General features: G+C 72.4%; 14 protein-coding genes. 6 read left to right on the top strand and 8 right to left on the bottom strand.

Translation table 11 applies throughout. The annotated features are described in order from the left end of the window. Positions 1-32: 32 nt before the first annotated feature. Together ACTMTU_RS04690 and ACTMTU_RS04685 are read right to left on the bottom strand one after the other, a co-directional pair. The gene (locus ACTMTU_RS04690) at positions 33-875 is read right to left on the bottom strand and encodes an amidohydrolase family protein (protein WP_441262161.1); all 843 of its coding nucleotides are present in this window, start codon (positions 873-875) and stop codon (positions 33-35) included. Then, entirely contained in the window at positions 872-1,888 is a 1,017-nt protein-coding gene (locus tag ACTMTU_RS04685) for an aldo/keto reductase (RefSeq protein ID WP_441262160.1), read from the bottom strand. Before ACTMTU_RS04685 ends, ACTMTU_RS04690 begins: the two co-directional genes overlap by 4 nt. 271 nt (positions 1,889-2,159) lie before the next feature. Here ACTMTU_RS04685 and ACTMTU_RS04680 point away from each other — a divergent pair, with 271 nt between their 5' ends. Together ACTMTU_RS04680 and ACTMTU_RS04675 are read left to right on the top strand one after the other, a co-directional pair. Beyond that, a complete protein-coding gene (locus ACTMTU_RS04680; RefSeq protein ID WP_441262159.1) occupies positions 2,160-2,780 on the top strand; it encodes a DNA polymerase ligase N-terminal domain-containing protein in 621 nt (206 codons plus the stop codon). Between the two features lie 51 nt (positions 2,781-2,831). Then, the gene (locus ACTMTU_RS04675) at positions 2,832-4,094 is read left to right on the top strand and encodes a cation:proton antiporter (RefSeq protein ID WP_441262158.1); all 1,263 of its coding nucleotides are present in this window, start codon (positions 2,832-2,834) and stop codon (positions 4,092-4,094) included. A 25-nt stretch (positions 4,095-4,119) separates the two neighbouring features. Here the strand turns inward: ACTMTU_RS04675 and ACTMTU_RS04670 are convergent, their stop codons facing one another. Together ACTMTU_RS04670 and ACTMTU_RS04665 are read right to left on the bottom strand one after the other, a co-directional pair. Continuing rightward, entirely contained in the window at positions 4,120-6,192 is a 2,073-nt protein-coding gene (locus ACTMTU_RS04670) for a SpoIIE family protein phosphatase (RefSeq protein ID WP_441262157.1), read from the bottom strand. A gap of 52 nt (positions 6,193-6,244) precedes the next feature. Beyond that, positions 6,245-7,366, bottom strand: coding sequence for a DUF6777 domain-containing protein (locus ACTMTU_RS04665; RefSeq protein ID WP_441262156.1), 1,122 nt, complete (start codon positions 7,364-7,366; stop codon positions 6,245-6,247). A gap of 143 nt (positions 7,367-7,509) precedes the next feature. On the opposite strand from ACTMTU_RS04665, the gene ACTMTU_RS04660 reads away from it, so the two are divergent. The 3 genes from ACTMTU_RS04660 to ACTMTU_RS04650 are packed head-to-tail and all read left to right on the top strand — an operon-like array spanning position 7,510 to position 10,279. Next, complete coding sequence (locus ACTMTU_RS04660) at positions 7,510-8,337, top strand: YndJ family protein (RefSeq protein ID WP_441262155.1); 828 nt, start codon at positions 7,510-7,512, stop codon at positions 8,335-8,337. After that, positions 8,334-8,861 (top strand): DUF1990 family protein, encoded by a 528-nt coding sequence (locus tag ACTMTU_RS04655; protein WP_441262154.1) that lies wholly within the window; start codon positions 8,334-8,336, stop codon positions 8,859-8,861. The genes ACTMTU_RS04660 and ACTMTU_RS04655 overlap by 4 nt, the downstream gene beginning before the upstream one ends. Positions 8,862-8,872: 11 nt before the next feature. Continuing rightward, positions 8,873-10,279, top strand: coding sequence for a lipase maturation factor family protein (locus ACTMTU_RS04650; protein WP_441262153.1), 1,407 nt, complete (start codon positions 8,873-8,875; stop codon positions 10,277-10,279). 80 nt (positions 10,280-10,359) lie between these two features. Here the strand turns inward: ACTMTU_RS04650 and ACTMTU_RS04645 are convergent, their stop codons facing one another. Beyond that, positions 10,360-10,530: a hypothetical protein gene (locus tag ACTMTU_RS04645; RefSeq protein WP_441262152.1), complete on the bottom strand. Its 171-nt coding sequence runs from the start codon at positions 10,528-10,530 to the stop codon at positions 10,360-10,362. Between the two features lie 320 nt (positions 10,531-10,850). Beyond that, the gene (locus tag ACTMTU_RS04640) at positions 10,851-12,317 is read right to left on the bottom strand and encodes an SDR family NAD(P)-dependent oxidoreductase (RefSeq protein WP_441262151.1); all 1,467 of its coding nucleotides are present in this window, start codon (positions 12,315-12,317) and stop codon (positions 10,851-10,853) included. A gap of 719 nt (positions 12,318-13,036) precedes the next feature. On the opposite strand from ACTMTU_RS04640, the gene ACTMTU_RS04635 reads away from it, so the two are divergent. Further along, positions 13,037-13,996 (top strand): DMT family transporter, encoded by a 960-nt coding sequence (locus tag ACTMTU_RS04635; RefSeq protein ID WP_441262150.1) that lies wholly within the window; start codon positions 13,037-13,039, stop codon positions 13,994-13,996. Here ACTMTU_RS04635 and ACTMTU_RS04630 read toward each other — a convergent pair. Then, the gene (locus ACTMTU_RS04630) at positions 13,877-15,118 is read right to left on the bottom strand and encodes a peptidoglycan DD-metalloendopeptidase family protein (protein ID WP_441262149.1); all 1,242 of its coding nucleotides are present in this window, start codon (positions 15,116-15,118) and stop codon (positions 13,877-13,879) included. The two genes, ACTMTU_RS04635 and ACTMTU_RS04630, sit on opposite strands and share 120 nt — an antisense overlap. Positions 15,119-16,119: 1,001 nt before the next feature. After that, positions 16,120-17,388, bottom strand: a complete 1,269-nt coding sequence (locus ACTMTU_RS04625) for an ROK family transcriptional regulator (protein WP_441262148.1) — start codon at positions 17,386-17,388, stop codon at positions 16,120-16,122. Between the last annotated feature and the right edge of the window lie 17 nt (positions 17,389-17,405).

Raw genomic sequence — 17,405 nt, 5'->3', positions numbered from 1 at the left:
ATCCCGCGGTGGCCCTCCACGCGGGGCCCGACTCAGAGGCGGTAGACGCGCGTCGCCGTGCCCGCGAAGACGGATCGCCGCTCCTCCTCTCCGAGGTGCGCGGTCAGCGCCCGGGCCGCGCCGAGGACCTCCGCGTAACCGGCGGCGAGGTTGCACACCGGCCAGTCGGAGCCGAACATCAGCCGGTCCGGTCCGAAGGCCTCCAGCACCGTGTCCGCCCAGGGGCGGAGACCGGCGACGGTCCAGGTGGACCAGTCGGCTTCGGTCACCGGACCGGAGAGTTTGCAGACGGTGTTGGGCTGCGCCGCCACAGCGCGTACCGCGCGGGCCCAGGGCCCGGGTTCGGCCGAGGCGACGGGCGGTTTGCCGAGGTGGTCGAGCACGAAGGTGAGTCCGGGTACCCTCGCTGCCGCCCCGGCCGCCGCGGGCAGTTGGTGCGGCAGCACCACGAGGTCGTAGGCGAGTTGGGCCTCCGCGACGGCGGCGAGGCCGCGCAGCACGTCGGGGCGCAGCAGCCAGTGGGGGTCCGGTTCGCTCTGGACCTGGTGGCGGACACCGACGAGCCGGTCACCGCCGGGGAGTTCGCGGAGGGCGGCGAGGCTGCCGGCGACGTCGGGAGCGGTGAGGTCGGTCCATCCGACGACCCCGGCGACGAGGTTGTCGGCGGTGGCGAGGGCAAGGAGCTCGGGGGTCTCCTCCACGGCGCACACCGTCTGGACGAGCACGGTGGCTCGTACCCCCGCCGCACGGGCCAGGGGCGTGAGCTCCTCGATGCCGAAGGAACGCCGGATCGCGGCCGTCGCCGGGCCACTGATCCACTCCTGGTCCCGTACCGAGAGGTCCCACACATGGTGGTGCGCGTCGACGACGTTCACCGGCGCGCTGCTCCGAGGCCGCCGGGCGCCCGGGGCGACGGTCGCCGGGGCGTGTCCGGCAGCAGTCCCTCCGCGCGCAGTTCGTCGAAGAGCGCGGCCGGGACGGGTGTCGCGAGCTGCTCGGCGGTGTCGCGTACTTCGGCGGCGGACCGGGCGCCGGTGAGGACGCCCGCCACGGCCGGGTGGCCGAGGGAGTAGTGGAGGGCGGCGGCACGCAGGGGTACGCCGTGGCGTTCGGCGGTCGCCTTGAGGCGGAGGGCGCGCGCCACGAGGTGCGGCGGCGCGGTGGTGTAGTCGTAGCGGGCGCCGGGGCGGGGATCGGCGAGCAGCCCGGAGTTGAACACGCCGCCGACGACGACGCTCTTGCCGCGGGCCGCCGCTTCGGGCAGCAGGTCGGTGAGGGCGCTCTGGTCGAGCAGTGTGTAGCGGCCGGCGCACAGGACGGCGTCGACGTCGGTGTCGCGCAGGAAGCGGGCGAGCATCGCCGCCTGGTTCATGCCCGCTCCGATCGCGCCGACGACGCCTTCGGCCCGCAGTCTCTCCAGCGCCGGGTAGGCGTGCCGGAAGGCGGCCTCCGCGTGGTCGTCGGGATCGTGGAGGTGGACGACGTCGACGCGGTCGAGACCGAGGCGCCGGAGGCTGTCCTCGATGCTGCGGAGGACGCCGTCGGCGCTGAAGTCCCATACCCGCCGGTGGTCGGCTGGTACGGCGAAGCCGTGGGCCAGGTCGTCGCCCGCCACCGGGCACGGTTCGAGCAGCCGGCCGACCTTGGTGGACAGCGTGTACGAGCCGCGCGGCCGGGCACGGAGCGCCTCGCCGAGTCGTCGTTCGGCCAGCCCGAGCCCGTAGTGGGGTGCGGTGTCGAAGGCGCGGATGCCCACGTCCCATGCGGCGTCGACCGTGGCGGCCGCGTCCTCGGGGCCGACGGATGTGTAGAGGTTTCCGATGCCGGACGCCCCGAAGGACAGTTCGGTGATCTCGACCGCGCTGTGTCCCAGCGTGCTGCGTCGCATCCGGCTGCTGTCCCCTCGCCAGTGGATCCGGACGTCCGTCGATCCATATTCATCGGACCAATAGACGCCGTCAACACCCCGCACCGGAGGGAAGCTTGGTTTTCCCTGCACACCTGTCCGACCTATCAGCACGGTCCCGGCAGCCGCCCAGTCAGCGTTGGGCGGCGGCCGCCGGCCGCCGGCCCGGACGGAGAACCGCGAGGCCGGTGCTTGAGCGCCCGGCGGCCGGGTACCCGCGATCCGCACCCTGGGCCGCAACGAAGGAGTTCCCATGCCCGCCCGCGACGCCCTGGCGGACTACCGCCGCAAGCGCGATTTCCACCGCACCAGCGAGCCCTCGGGACAAGGCGGCCCCCGCGACCGCGAGGCGCTCTCGTTCGTGGTCCAGATCCACGAAGCGAGCACGATGCACTTCGACTTCCGCCTCGAGGTGGACGGCGTCCTCAAGAGCTGGGCCGTCCCGAAGGGCCCGTCCGCCGACCCCGGCGCGAAGCGCCTCGCCATGCCGACCGAGGACCATCCGCTGGAGTACGCGGACTACGAAGGGGTGATCGCGCCCGGCGAGTACGGTGCCGGCGCCGTCATCATCTGGGACGAGGGCACCTACCGCAGCCTCGCCACCGACCGGCGCGGCAACGAGATCCCCTTCGCCGCCGCCCTGGCGGCGGGCCACGCCTCGTTCTGGCTCCACGGCAGGAAGCTGCACGGCGGCTACGCGCTGACGCGCACGCGCGAGGGGCGGGACGGCACACGCGAGACGTGGCTCCTGGTGAAGAAGCACGACCGCCACGCCTCCTCGCACCACGCGCCGGAGCCCCGCCGGGCCCGGTCCGCCCGCACCGGCCGGACCCTCAAGGGGGTGACCGCGGACGCGTCGTCCAGCGGCTCCTGAGTCGGCGCGCGCTCCGCCCCTTCGCCGGAGCCCTGGGTGAGGATGGTGCGGATGATGTTCTCGGACGCCGTCTACGCGGCCTTGGGGGTCGGCGCACTGGCGGCAGCCGTCGTGCCGCGGATCGTGTTCAGGCGCCCGTTGTCGATGCCCATGGTGTTTCTGGGGGCGGGCGCGCTCGTCGCCGCACTCCCCCTCCCGGTGCCGGTGGTGGATCCGGTACGGGACCGGTTGTGGGTCGAGCACGTCACCGAGGTCTGCGTGATCGTGTCCCTGATGGGCGCGGGCCTGGCCATCAACCGCCCGTTCGGGCTGCGCGCATGGGCGGGTCCCTGGCGGCTGCTCGGGATCACCATGCCGCTCACCGTCGCGGGCACCGCGCTCGCGGCGGGCCTGCTGCTGGACTGGCCGTTCGCGCTCGCCCTGCTGCTCGCGGCGGTCCTCGCACCCACCGATCCCGTGCTGGCGGCGGAGGTCCGGGTCGGGGAGCCCACCGACGCCGAGCAGGACGAGGACGAGGTGCGCTTCACCCTCACCAGCGAGGCCGGCCTCAACGACGGGCTGGCCTTCCCTTTCGTGCTGGCCGCGCTCGCCGCCGCCTCCGCGGCGGCTTCCGACCGGCCCTTCGAGTGGGTCGGCGGCTGGCTGCTGACCGACCTGCTCGGAAAGATCGCCATCGGGACCGTGACGGGCCTGGCGGCCGGAATGCTGCTCGGACGGATGTTCTTCCGTGCCAGGGTCTCGGCCCTGCGGCTGTCCGAGCACATGGAGGGCTTCGTCGCCCTGGGCGCCACCTTCGTGTCGTACGGCGTGGCCGAGCTGCTGCACGGCTACGGCTTCCTCGCGGTCTTCGTCACCGCCTGCGCCATCCGGTCCGCCGAGCGCAGTCACGGCTATCACAAGGTCCTGCACGAGTTCACCGAGCAGATCGAACGTCTGCTGACCGCCTTCCTCCTCTTCCTCCTCGGCGGCTATCTGGTCACCGGCGGGCTCGGCGCGCTCGGCTGGCCGGGCGTGCTCCTCGCTGTGCTGCTCGTCCTCGTGATCCGCCCGGTCACGGGCTGGGTCGCCCTTGTGGGGTTCCGTACGGGCATCCGCGAGCGGCTCGTCACCTCCGCGTTCGGGATCCGCGGCATCGGCTCGCTGTTCTATCTCGCGTACGCCTTGGGGCAGGGCCACTTCGCCGCGCACGCCGAGGAGCTGTGGTCCGTCGTCGCCTTCACCGTCCTGGCGTCCGTCATGCTCCACGGAGTCGCGGCCACCCCGGTCATCAGCCGTCTGGACAGGCTCCGCGGCCGGTCCGGCCCACCGCCGTGACCCGACCGCCCTGCGGGGCGCTTCGTCAGGGCCTGAGCCGGTCCGGCATACGGAATTCGCACCACACGCACTTTCCGCTGCCGCGGGATTCGACGCCCCAGCTGTCGGAGAGCCGGTCCACCAGCATCAGGCCCCGCCCGGAGACGCCCGCCACTCCGGCCTCGCGCCGGCGCGGCAGCGCGCTGGAGCGGTCCTCGACCTCGACCCTGAGCCGCCGTTCCGCGCCGGCCAGGACCCGCGCCGTGACGATCGCCCCGCCGTCGGTATGCATCAGCGCGTTCGTGATCATCTCGTCGGCGGCCAGCTCGATGTCGTCCGCCCGCTCGCCGGCGCCCCAGGCGCGTACGGCCGCCCGGACCATGTGGCGGGCCGAGCGCAGCGCCTCCGGGTCGCCCTGGCCGACGTGCTGCTGGAGGCGGCCGCCAGCCTGGGCGGTGTAGGCGCCCTTGCGGCGCAGCAGCAGGAGCGCCACGTCGTCGTCGCCGCCGCGTTCGTCGACCACTTCACAGAGCCGGTCCGCCAGCAGCTGGAGGTCGCGCGGGCCGCCGTGCACGAGCTGGGCGAGCAGCTGCATCCCGTCGTCGAGGTCGGCGCCGGGTTGTTCGACCAGGCCGTCCGTGTACATCACCAGCGTCTGCCCGGGGTCGAGCTCGACGGTGCTGACCGGGTACTCGAGCCGGCCGAACTCGGCGGAGAGCCCCAGCGGCAGCCCGCCCTGGAGCGCCAGCCTGCGGCAGCTGCCGTTGATTTCCCTGATCAGCGGGTCGACATGCCCGGCCCTGACGACCTGCACGACCCCGGTGGACAGGTCCACCTCGGCGTAGGTGCAGGTGGCGAAGCGGTCGGTGTCCAGTTCGTGCAGGAAGACGGACGCCCGGGCCATCACGGTGGCCGGTGTGTGGCCTTCCGCGGCGTAGGCGCGCAGGACGATGCGGAGCTGCCCCATCACGGCGGCCGCGTGGGTGTCGTGGCCCTGTACGTCCCCGATGACGGCCCCGACACGGCCGCCCGGCAGCGCGATGATGTCGTACCAGTCGCCGCCGATGTCCCGCCCGAACCGCGCGGAACGGTAGCGCACCGCGATCTGCGCGCCGGGCACCTGGGGGATCCGGCGCGGGAGCATGGCCTGCTGGAGCCCCTCCGCGAGGTCGTGCTCCTGCTCGTAGAGCATGGCCCGCTGGAGGCTCTGGGCGATGCTGCTGCCGAGCGCCACGAGGAGATTGCGCTCCTCGGCGCTGAAGCCGGTCTTGTCGCTGTAGAGGAGCCCGAGCGCACCGATGGGGCGGGCCTGGGCGATCAGGGGCAGGTAGGCCGCGGCAGTGATGCCGAGTCCGCGGATGTGCGGCCACAGGATCGGGTAGGACCGGGCGAAGTCGGCCTTGGACTCGATGAAACGCGGGGTGAGCGTGCGCACGACTTCGCTCATCGGGTACTGCTCGTCGACCCGTGTGTAGCGGGTGCCGGGCACGAAGGAGCCTTCCGGCCCTTCGGCCACGAGGTGGATCCGGCCCGACTCGAGCAGTCCCATGACGAGGCTGGTGGCGCCGAGGTGCTCGAGCCCGTGGGTGTTCTTGAGAAGTTCGATGATGTCCTGCACGGTCCTGGCGTGCGCGAGGGCGGCCGTGGTGCTCTCGACGACGCTGGTCTGCCTGCGGCGCTCGAGGTCGACCTCGACATGGGCCGTGGAGTCGGCGAGCTCCTGTGTGGCGTCCCGGACGATGCCGATGATGCGCACGGGGCGGCCCGTCTCGTCCCGTCGCACGCACCCCTGGGTGTGGGTCCAACGCAGCGTGCCGTCACGCCGCCGGATACGGAAGTAGGCGCCGTAGTTGTCGTTCCCGCTCTTGAGCGCCTGGGCCACCATCGTGTCCAGTCGGACGGCCTCGTCGGCCGGTACCCGCACGCCCAGGCTCTCCGGACGGCCGTCGTACTCCTCGGGACGCATGTCGAACACCTCGAGGCCGGGCCCGTCCATGTGCATGAGCCCGCTTGAAAGGTCCCAGTCGAAGGTGCCCATGCGGTTGAGGTGCAGGCTCACGTCCGCGTGCGCCGGCCAGTCGTCGGGGAGCGACAGGGCACCCGCTGCCCGATCAACCATGGAGCCACTCTGTCACGATTTGTCGTCTTCCACGAGCTGTCGGACGGACCGCTCAGCGCGGCAGCACGTCCGCCTCCGGAAGGGATTCCTGACCCGGGCCGGCAGGACCGAACGGCTCCGCGCCGACCGGATCCTGTTCCACCCCGGCCTCCGATCCCACGGAAAGACCGGGGTCGGCCGGCTCGGGCTCCACATAGCCGGGCACCCCTTGGTCCGGGTCCGAGGGCAGGTCCGGCCGGGGGGCCGCGGGCGCCTCGGGCACCACCGGAGTTTCGGGCGTCGCGGGCTGCTGCGGCGGGGCGACGGAGGGCCGGGGCTCCGGGGTGGCGGGCTCCGCACCCGCCGACTCCGCCGCTCCCCCCGGATCCGTGCGACCGGGGTCGGCGAAGACCTCGTCGGGGTCGACCGGCGGAAGCACGGCGGGTCTCGCGTCGTCCTCGCCCTCCGTGCCGCCGGGACGCTCGATCCATCCGTTGTCGACGACGCTGACGAGCAGGAGGTTGTTGACGGCCTGTGCCGCCGGTTTGATCACGATCACCCGGTCCGCCCGGTATCCGGGCCAGGGCTGCCCCTTGTTGACCAGCGCGGTCCTGATCGCCACGGGCTGCTCCAGCGGCGCTCCGGAGGCACAGCGCACCCGCGGGGCCCCGAACTCGTCGACCAGTACGGCGGTACCGGCCTGGAGCACCGACTGCCGGGCGACGGCGGAACCGTCACGGAAGCCGTGGCCGGTGACCCGGACGTCGGCGCGGAGCACGACCGGGGTGAGGCCGCGCAGGAACGCGGCGACGCTTGACCGCTCGACGCCCACCGCTTCGGCGAAGGCCTGCGCCTTGCGCTTGTCCGCAGCGAGCAGGCCGGCCTGGCGTCCGATGTCGCAGGCGGCCTCCTCCTGGGTGCCCGCGTAGAGGCCCGGCGTCGCCCCGGACATCGTACGGAGGGTCACCCCGCCCCCGGAGGGGCTCCTCGGCGCACTGGCGACACCCGGCAGCGCGGGAGGCGCCCCGGCCGTGGCGGTCGACACGGTGAAGGGATCCGGCCCCGGCGCGGCGAGCGACTGGAGGAGGATCTCCCCCGGCTCCACCGCCCTGCTGTCGCCGCCGCAGCCGGCGGCCAGCGGCCCCAGGCACAGCACGGTGGCCGCCGCGTACAGACCACGCATCGGTGAGCGCACCAAGATCTCCCGCCTCCCGCAACTCGAGATGTTCCTCAATTTCTGACGGATCATCACCGAAGCCGCGACTTGAACGCGTTCAGTTCACCGCATAAGGTCGGCGCCAGAAGGTTTGAACACGTTCAACCAATGGGGGGTGCGGCATGTTCGTACTGGTCAACCTGATCGTCATGCTCGGGATGCTGGTGGTCGTGCCTGCCGGGCTGCGTCTTGTGGACCCCGTACGGCTCGCGCCCGTTCGGCGGACGTGGCCGCTGTTCGCCGTGCCGGGCGCGGTCGCGCTGTGGCTGCCGCGGGGCTCCCCCGCCACCGCGCTCGCCGTCGTCTACGCGCTCGGCACACTGCTGCTCGCCGCACAGGCGCCGCGGCGGCTGGTGCGCACCCGCTCCCTGGCGCCCACCGAGATCGCGGTGCTCACCGCGCTGGCCGCACCCTCCGTCGCGGGCCTCGCGCTGGTCGCCGAACGGGCGGGGTACGAGTTGTTCGGCTTCACGTTGCCGATCCTGGCGCTGACGGTGCCGCACTTCCACTTCGCCGGATTCGCCGCCGCGCTCGTGGCGGGCCTCGTGTGCGGCGCGGCCGCCGGGGGGCTCGCCCGTTTCGCCGCCCTGAGCGTGCCGCTCGGCACGCTGACCGTCCTCGCGGGGTACTTCGTCGACGACTGGGCAGAACTGGCCGGCGCGCTGGTGCTGACCGCGGGGATGTGGGCAGTGGCGCTGCTGACCTGGCGCGACGTCCGGGGTGCGGAACGCGACCCGTACACCCGGGCACTGCTTGCTGTCTCGGCGGCCGTGCTGGTGGCGACGATGCTGCTCGCGCTGAGCTGGGCGGCGGGCCAGGCCGCGGACATCCCGCACCCCGGCCTGACATGGATGGCCGCCACCCACGGGCTGGGCAACGCCCTCGGCTTCGCGCTCTGCTCGGTACTGGCCTGGCGGAGGATCAAGGACATGAAGGAGAGTGCCGTATGAACGGCGCGGACAGGGTCACCGGACGGCTCACCTACCGGGACGTCGGTGCCACGCGGCACGGACCGCTCCCGGCCGGCTACAACCACCTGCACCACACCACCCGGATCGGCCGGGGCCGGGCCGTCTTCGAGGCGGCGGGCACCGCTGTGACGACCTGGCGGATGCACCGCGGGTCGGGCGCGGGGCTGCGGGCCTCGGCCGGCCGCGCCGAACCGGGGGTGCGGGTCGAGGTGTCCGTCGGCGTCGGCCCGCTCCGCATCAGCGCCCCGTGCGAGGTGATCTGGACGGTGCACGAGAAGGACCGCACCGGCTTCGCCTACGGCACCCTGGCCGGGCACCCGGAGACCGGTGAGGAGTCGTTCGTCGTGGAGCTGCACGACGACGGGTCCGTGTGGTTCACCGTCACGGCGTTCAGCAGGCCCGCCGCCTGGTACAGCAGGCTCGGCGGTCCGGTCGTGCCCGTGCTTCAGCACTGGTACGCCCGGCGGCTCGGCCAAACACTGCGGCGGATCGCCGCGGCCTGATACTGGAAGGGATGGAATGGTTCGGCGACGACGCTTACTGGCTGAGCCGGCTGGTCTTCCAGCGGGCTCTCGCCGCCGTGTATCTCGTCGCCTTCCTCGCCGCCGCACTGCAGTTCCGGGCGCTGATCGGCGAGCGGGGCATGCTGCCGGTGCCCGAATTCCTGCGCCGGGTGCCCGCCAAGGACTCGCCGAGCCTGTTCAGGCTGCACTACTCCGACCGTTTCTTCGCACTCGTCGCCTGGACCGGCTGTCTGCTCTCCGCGGCCCTGGTCGCCGGTGCCGCCGACCGGTTGCCGCTCGGAGTCGCGATGGCCTGGTGGGCGGTGCTGTGGCTGCTGTACCTCTCGATCGTCAACGTGGGCCAGACCTGGTACGGATTCGGCTGGGAAACGCTGCTGCTGGAGGCCGGCTTCCTCGCGGTCTTCCTCGGCAACGAGCACATCCAGCCGCCGGTACTGGTGCTGTGGCTGTTGCGCTGGCTGCTGTTCCGGGTGGAGTTCGGGGCGGGGCTCATCAAGATCCGCGGTGACCTGTGCTGGCGGAACCTGACCTGTCTGTACTTCCATCACGAGACCCAGCCGATGCCGGGCCCGCTGAGCTGGTACTTCCACCATCTCCCCAAGGCCGCCCACAGAGTGGAGGCGGCGGCCAACCACGTGGTCCAACTCGGGGTCCCCGTCCTGCTCTTCGCCCCGCAGCCGGTGGCGAGCGTGGCCGCCGGGCTGATCGTGGTGACCCAGCTGTGGCTCGTCGTGTCGGGCAACTTCGCCTGGCTCAACTGGGTGACCGTGGTCCTCGCCCTGTCCGCGCTGGACGGCTCGCTCGTCGCGGGAGAGCACGCACTTCCCGGAGCACCGCTCTGGTTCGAGATCGTGGTGATCGCCGTGACCGCGCTGCTGCTGGTCCTCAGCTACCGCCCGGCGCGCAACCTGCTCTCCAAACGGCAGGCGATGAACCGCTCGTACGACCCGCTGCACCTGGTCAACACCTACGGCGCGTTCGGCACGGTGGGCCGGGTCCGGCTGGAACTGATCGTCGAGGGCACCGACGAGAGAACCCTCAAGGCGGGAACCGTCTGGAGGGAGTACGAGTTCAAGGGCAAGCCGGGCGATGTTCACCGGCTGCCACGCCAGTTCGCGCCCTACCACCTGAGGCTGGACTGGCTGATGTGGTTCGCCGCGCTCTCCCCCGCCTACGCGCGGTCGTGGTTCCTGCCCTTCGTGGAACGCCTGCTCGAAGGGGACCGCGACACGCTACGGCTGCTGCACCGCAACCCCTTCCCCGACAGGCCGCCCGCCCATGTCCGGGCGCGGCTCTACCGCTACCGGTTCACCACCGGGCGGGAGCGCCGCGACACCGGGGCATGGTGGCACCGCACATACGTCCGCGAATTCCTGGCGCCCACACGGCTTTCGTGAAGGACGGCGAGGACGGGGCGTCATCCGTGTGCCCCCGGCCGGGGCGGGCAGGGGGCACACGGATCGAAGCGCGGGTCAGGTCAGTCGATACCCGGCAGGATGTGCGGTTCGGCGAGGTCGTCCTCGTATCCGGCGAGCCGGATCGGGGCCGAGCGCGCCCAGACCTCCAGATTGCGGATCTCCTCGGCCTTGCCGGCCCGTTCGACGCCGCGCTCCGGCGGTCGTTGGTCTTGCTTCACATCTTGTGTCACCGCGCACTCCTCTGTGTCGCGTAACTGGAACAGGGCAGTTCGGTCGCGGTGGCGCCGTCACTCGGGCGGGACCGCAGCCTGGTTGCAGACCTGTCCCAGGACGGCCGAAGGGGTTTCGTGGATCCCTTGGTGGCTGTCCATTGACCCCAGGTTAACCAAATGAGCACCACCGCGCTCGATGGGGCCTCTAGTTCCGCTCGAATCAGGCCAATACCGTGTCCGAACCGCAACAAAAGGCCGGTGCACCCATGTCGGGTGCACCGGCCTCGAGCGCGGTGCGATCCATGCCCGGAACAGTGACGCGATGTGCGCCTGGACGCCTACCAGTTCGCCGGGGCGTAGTCCTTGAGGAAGCAGCCGTAGAGGTCCTCGCCGCCCTCACCGCGGACGATCGGGTCGTAGACGCGGGCGGCGCCGTCGATGAGGTCCAGCGGCGCATGGAAGCCGGCGTCCGCCAGCCGCATCTTGTCGGGGTGCGGCCGCTCGTCGGTGATCCAGCCGGTGTCGACGGCCGTCATCAGGATGCCGTCCGCCTCGAACATCTCCTGGGCGCTGGTACGGGTCAGCATGTTCAGCGCCGCCTTGGCCATGTTCGTGTGCGGGTGGCCGGCCCCCTTGTAGCCGCGACTGAAGACGCCTTCCATGGCTGAGACGTTGACGACGTACTTCCGCTTGCCGGACGCCGCTGCCATGGCCGGACGGAGCCTGCTGATCAGGATGAACGGCGCGGTCGAGTTGCAGAGCTGCACCTCGAGCAGCTCGACGGGGTCGACCTCGGAGACCGTCTGGATCCAGCTGTTCGTGTCGTGCAGGTCCGGCACCAGGCCGCCCGCGTCGATGGCCGTCCCGGCCGCGATGCGCTCGAGCGAGGCGGAGCCGCTGACCAGCGCGAGGTCCGTGACGTCCTGGGCCGTCAGCCCGTCCCCGACGGACGACGGCAGGGCGGCCACCGACTCGACCGCGCCGCTGCCGAAGGTGCCGATGACCTGGGCCGGCGGCAGCTCGCCCGCAGGGAGCGGCGCGCTCTCCGCGGCGAGCAGCTCCCGGTAGGCCTGCGGGGAGCGGCGGACGGTCTGGGCCGCGTTGTTGATCAGGATGTCCAGCGGGCCCTCCGCGGCGACGGAGTCGGCGAGGGCCACGACCTGCGCCGGGTCGCGCAGGTCGATGCCGACGATCTTGAGACGGTGGATCCACTCGTCACTGTCCGGCATCGCCTTGAAGCGGCGGATCGCGTCGTTGGGGAAGCGGGTGGTGATGGTCGTGTGCGCACCGTCCCGCAGCAGCCGCAGGGCGATGTACATGCCGATCTTGGCGCGGCCGCCGGTGAGCAGGGCCCGCTTGCCGCTCAGGTCCGTCCGGGCGTCGCGGCGGGCACGGTTCTCGGCGGCGCACGACTGGCACAGCTGGTGGTAGAAGGCGTCGACCTCGACGTAGCGCGCCTTGCAGATGTAGCAGGAACGCGGACGGCGGAGTATCCCGGCGATCTCGCCCATGACGGACGACGACGGCAGCAGGCCCTGCGTCTCGTCGTCGATCCGGGCGGCGGAGCCTGTCGCGGTCGCCTCCGTGACGGCCTTGTCGTGCGCCGTCTTGGCGGCCCGCCGCTCCTGGCGGCGGCGCTGCTTCACCGTCCGGTAGATCCCGGCGGTGGCGCGGCGCACCGCGATGGCGTCCGGATGGTCGACCTCGAGCTTGTCGAGCTCCTCGAGCACGCTCAGGCAGACGGCCAGCCGCTCCGGGTCGATGCCCGGCCCGTACGCCACCGGGCTGTCCTCTGTCACCGTCATTGCTGGTTGCCGTTCCTCGGTCACTCGAATGCCACGTTTCAAAAGCACGACTGTACTGAGAGTCGAGTGGTCGGCCAAATGACGGCCGTCACGTCCACTCGCCGGGACCTTCCGCCCACCGGCGACGAGGTGCGCCGGATGGCCGGATCTCGTCGGCCCTGAAGATGATCGTCGAAGGCCTGGACCGGACTGGACCACTGGCGCCCCAAGGGCCGCCTCACCCCGACCGCCCACGGCCGCACTGCCCCGGCGACGCGCCTCGCGCCGACGTGGCGGCGCTGGGCACCCTTGCCCAGCACATCCGTTTTGCGACAGGTTTCACATTTCCCACACAGGCGGGCGGGGCGGGCCTCACTATGTGATCCGTCAGATCCGACGTGGGCGGTCGCCGTGTGCGCTCCGGCCACTTCCAGGGGGGACAGGGCATGCCGGATGGGGGTCCGGCATGCCCTGTCGGGGCTTGCCGCCGGCACGCCCCGACCAGGTTCGTGGCGACCTGAGCCCTCTCCAACGTTGCAGAAGCATGCGGGTGACAGTCCCCGAACGGATACTTGAGGGTGAAACCGCGTGCGCGCCGACCGGTCCGGCAGTCGTCCCGGGAAAGCGCGCCCCCGCCGGAAGGGGGACTTCGGCACTACACCCGTACTACGTCGGTAGTACGCACAAGTGCCTGCTCAAGAACGACGACGTGAAGCCGGACACGGGACAGGGTGGTGACCATGAGTTCCCTCGCGCTGTCCGTGCTCCTGTCACTCGTCTCGGCGGTCGCCTACGCGGCCGGGGCGATCCTTCAGGAACACGTGGCGACCACGACGCCCTCCAGGCCGTACGCCCCGCTGCACCAGGGCCGCTGGTGGGCCGCCGTCGCACTCAACAGCGTGGGAGCGGTACTGCACGTGGTGGCCCTCGCGTACGGCCCGCTGAGCCTGGTCCAGCCGCTGGGAGCCCTCACCATCGTCTTCGCGCTGCCGATGGCCGCGCTCTTCGTCCGGCGCAGAGCCGGCCGCACGGCTTGGCGCGGGGCCATCATGGCGACCGCCGGACTCGCCGGGCTCCTCGCCCTCACGGGGGAGGCGGAATCCCGCTCGCCTGACACCGCGGGCCGCGGCGTCCTCACGGCGGCGACCCTCGGCACGGTGGCGCTGCTCTTCCTGATGGCGCAGGGCATGCACCGGCCGATCATGCGCAGCGTCCTGCTGGCCGGCGCGGCGGGTGTCGCCTTCGGGATCGCGTCCGTGTTCACGAAGTCGGTCGCCGTGGACTGGCAGTGGGGTTCACCGCTCGGTCAGTGGCCGAGCCTGGCGGTCATCGCCGCGCTGGCGACGGGCGGCCTCCTCCTGTCGCAGGCGTCCTACCGGGGCGCCGGTCTCGCGGCGCCCCTGGCGACGGTCACCGTCGTCAATCCGGTGGTGGCGGCGGTCGTCGGCATCACCATGTTCGGCGAGGACTTCCGCTACGGCGTGGTGGGCACGGTGCTGGCGCTCGCCTGCGGTGTGGTCGCGGCGGGCGGCCTGATCCTTCTCACGCTCGAGCGCATGGGCGGGGCTCCGGGCGTGGGATCAGACCGACACGCCTCTCGCCCTCAGGTAGGCGAGGGGGTCGATGTCCGAGCCGTACCCGGGACCCGTACGGATCTCGAAGTGGAGATGCGGCCCCGTGCTGTTGCCGGTGGATCCTGAACGGGCGATCCGCTGACCGGCACTCACCTGCTGGCCCGCACGCACGGTGAGCGCGGACAGGTGCGCGTACTGGCTGTAGCGGCCGTCGCCGTGCCGGAGGACGATCTCGTACCCGTAGGCGCCGCCCCAGCCGGCCGAGACGACCTTGCCCGAGGCGACCGCCTTCACGGACGTTCCGGTGGGCACGGCGAAGTCGACGCCCGTGTGGTAGCCGCTCGACCAGGACGAACCCGTCTTGCGATAGGCGGTCGACGGGCCGGCGGCAACGGGCGCGGCGAACGAGGCGGCCTCGGTGCGGGGCTTCGGTACAGGCGCCGGCTTGGGGGCGGTCTTCGGCTTCGGTGCGGGCGCGGGCTTCGGCGCCGTCTTCGGCTTCGGCGCGGCCTCCGGCTTGGGCTTCGGTGCCGCCTCCGGTCGCACCTTCTCCGCCGGGCGGTCCGGCCCGGCGGTAGCGGGGCGTCGATCCTGCTTCGGTGCGGCCTTGCCCCGCAGGGCGAGCCGCTGCCCGGGGAAGATCAGATCGGGGTCGTCACCGACCACCGTGCGGTTCTGCGCGTACAACTGCTGCCAGCCGCCCTTGATCCGCTCGGTACGGGCGATCCGGGAGAGGGAGTCGCCGCGGGCGACCGTGTAGCCCTCACGCTGCGTCGGAACGGTCGTGGGCGACGCGGCGGCCTTCGGCGCGATCCGCTTCGGCGGGGCGGCGTCCTGGGGCCGCGGCTGCGTGATCTCCGGGGCGTCATCCCCACGGGTCAGCCCCGCCTTCACCGAGCAGGTCGGCCAGGCGCGCGGCCCCTGCGCCTCGAGCACCTTCTCCGCGACGGCGATCTGCTGGTCCTTGGTGGCCAGATCGGCGCGCGGAGCGTATTTGCGGCCGCCGTACGCCTCCCAGGTGGCCTGGCTGAACTGCAGACCGCCGTAGTAGCCGTTGCCGCTGTTGATCCGCCAGTTGTCGGTCGACTCGCAGGCCGCGACCTTCTCCCACACGTCGACGGAGGCGGCGTGCGACGACCCCGCGCCGACCAGGGGCAGCGCGATGCCGGCGCCGCCGGCCGTGACGGTCAGCGAGGCGCGGTTGATGCGGCTCGGCTGATATCTGCGGTGTCGACCGGTACCGGCCATGGCGGGCTCCCCCTGGACGCATTTCAGGTCATGTCGCAGTCGGCCAACTTAGGCTGCGGGTACGGACAGTGACAAGGTCTCAGCGGAGAGCTGGCCGATACCGGACGGTGGCGACGCCTTTCCCCTCCCCGCCCCTTCCCGAACCGGGGCACGCCCCGGGCCCCAAGGGGCTGCCGCCCCTTGCCGCCTCCCGGCGAGGGATTGGTCGGTGCTGGCGCCCCCTGCGTGGCCCGGCCGTGTACCCGGCCCTTGCCGCTGCGCGGGGCGTTTCCCCACCCCGCCCCTTCCCGAAACCGGGGCAGGCCCCGGACCCCTTGGGGGCTGACGTCCCAGCCCCTCCCAGAGGGAAAGGGTTTTGTGGGGGCTGGCGCCCCCACCCCCCGAGCGGCAGCTGCGCACCGCGACAGAGCCCCGGCCGCCCGCCGACGGACCGGACACCGGCCCGCAGGGCCCCGACCCGGCCGGAATGGGGCGGCACGGGCGGAAGGGGGGCGGGGTCGAAGGAGGGGGGTGTCCGGAAGTAAAGCGTCGCAACTCACGCGAAGCGCGGTGAGGACAGCCATTCCGGACACCCCCCCTCCGGAGGCCCCGACACCCGGCACCCACCACCCGCGCAGCCACGCCCCGCAAGGGGCGCAACGCACCCGGGGCCCCGCCCGCAAAGGGCGCACCCGCGCCGTGCCCGCCCCGCAGGGGCGACACGCCGCACCGGCCACCTCCGCAGGGGGCCACACACCAAACCGGCCACGCACGCAAGGACGCAACGAAACCGGGCCGAGCCACGCCCCGCCAAGGGCGCGTCCACGCCGGGCCACGCCCGCAGGGGCGCACCACCCACACCGAGCCACGCCCGCAGGGGCGCACCACGTGCCGGACGCCCCGCAGGGGCGCAACGCACGGCCAACAGGGGCACGCCCCCCTGCCGAGCCCGTCCCCCGAGGCGACGCGCACCGGAGCCGGGCCACGCCCGGCAGGGGGCGACCGCGGCGTGGGGGGGGCGGCTATGGGATGCGTGGCGGGCGCGTGCCGCCGCGGGTGAGGAAGTCGGAGAGCGGCAGCGTCGCCGCGCCCACCGTGACCGCGTCCGCGCCCAGGCGGCCCAGTTCGATCGTCGTGCGGGCTGCCGCGTGTTCCAGGGCGTACTCGGCTGCGTAGCGCCGCACTTGGGGCAGGAGGTGCGGGCCGAGCTGGAGTCCGGCCCAGCCGCCGAGCAGGATGCGTTCGGGCCGGAAGAGGTTGATGAGGTCGGCGACCGCGGCGCCCAGGTATTCGGCCGTCTCGTCGAGGAGGGCGAGGGCCGCAGTGTCGGCCGGCCCGTCCGGGGGATACGCGGCGGCGAGCAGCGCGGCCAGCGCAGTCTCGTCGTCGGTGTCGGCCGTGGCGGCCGTGTCGCCCGCCGTCGGCGCCCCGTCGGCCTCCCATCGGCGTTCGCGGAGTGCTTCCGCGCCCGCGTACGCCTCGAGGCAGCCGAGGGACCCGCACCGGCAGCGCCGCCCCCGGATGTGGACCACGGTGTGGCCCCATTCGAGGGCGTCGGTGCGGGCGCTCTCGTCGGGGGTCGCGGCGTGCACGACGCACGCACCGACTCCGGAGCCGATGAGGGCGACCGCGGCGGAGGCCGCTCCCCGGCCGCCGCCGAACCACATCTCCGCCTGCCCGAGCGTCTTCGCGCCGTTGTCGATGAACAGCGGTGCCTCGGGCGGGATTTCGACGGTCTTGCGCAGCAACTGCTCGAAGGGGACGGCGTTCCAGCCGATGGTCTGGCCGTGTACGACGGCACCCTCGGCGGAGGAGTGCTCGACGATGCCGGGCACACCGATGCCGATGCCGAGCAGCAGGCCGGGATCCGCGTCGGCGTCGTGCAGGACGTCGGCGACGGCGGCGCGTACGTGGGAGACGATGCGGTCGACGTCGTAGCCGTGCTGGGCGAGCGGCCGCTCGGTGCGGGCCAGCTCGGTGAACGAGAGGTCGAAGAGTTCGGCCCGTACGCGGGTCTCGCCGATGTCGATGCCGATCAGCAGGCCGCTGCCGGGGGCGACGCGCAGCAGGGTCCGTGGCCTGCCGCCGTCGGAGTCGACGATGCCGGCTTCTTCGAGGAGGCCTTCGGTGACGAGTTCGGAGACGACGTTGCTGATGGATCCTGAGCTGAGCCCGGTGGCCGGTCCGAGTTCCTGGCGGCTCAGCGGGCCGTCGAAGTACAGCCGCTGCAGGACCAGGGCGCGGTTGCCGCGTCGCAGGTCGCGCACTGTCCGTCTCTTGCCGTCCGCCATGGTGCTCCTTCCCTGGA

Origin of the sequence: Streptomyces sp. OZ13 (assembly GCF_052068155.1) — a bacterium.
Lineage (GTDB): Bacteria > Actinomycetota > Actinomycetes > Streptomycetales > Streptomycetaceae > Streptomyces.
Note: the sequence above shows the minus strand (reverse complement) of the source record. Positions and strands in the feature narration are given on the sequence as shown.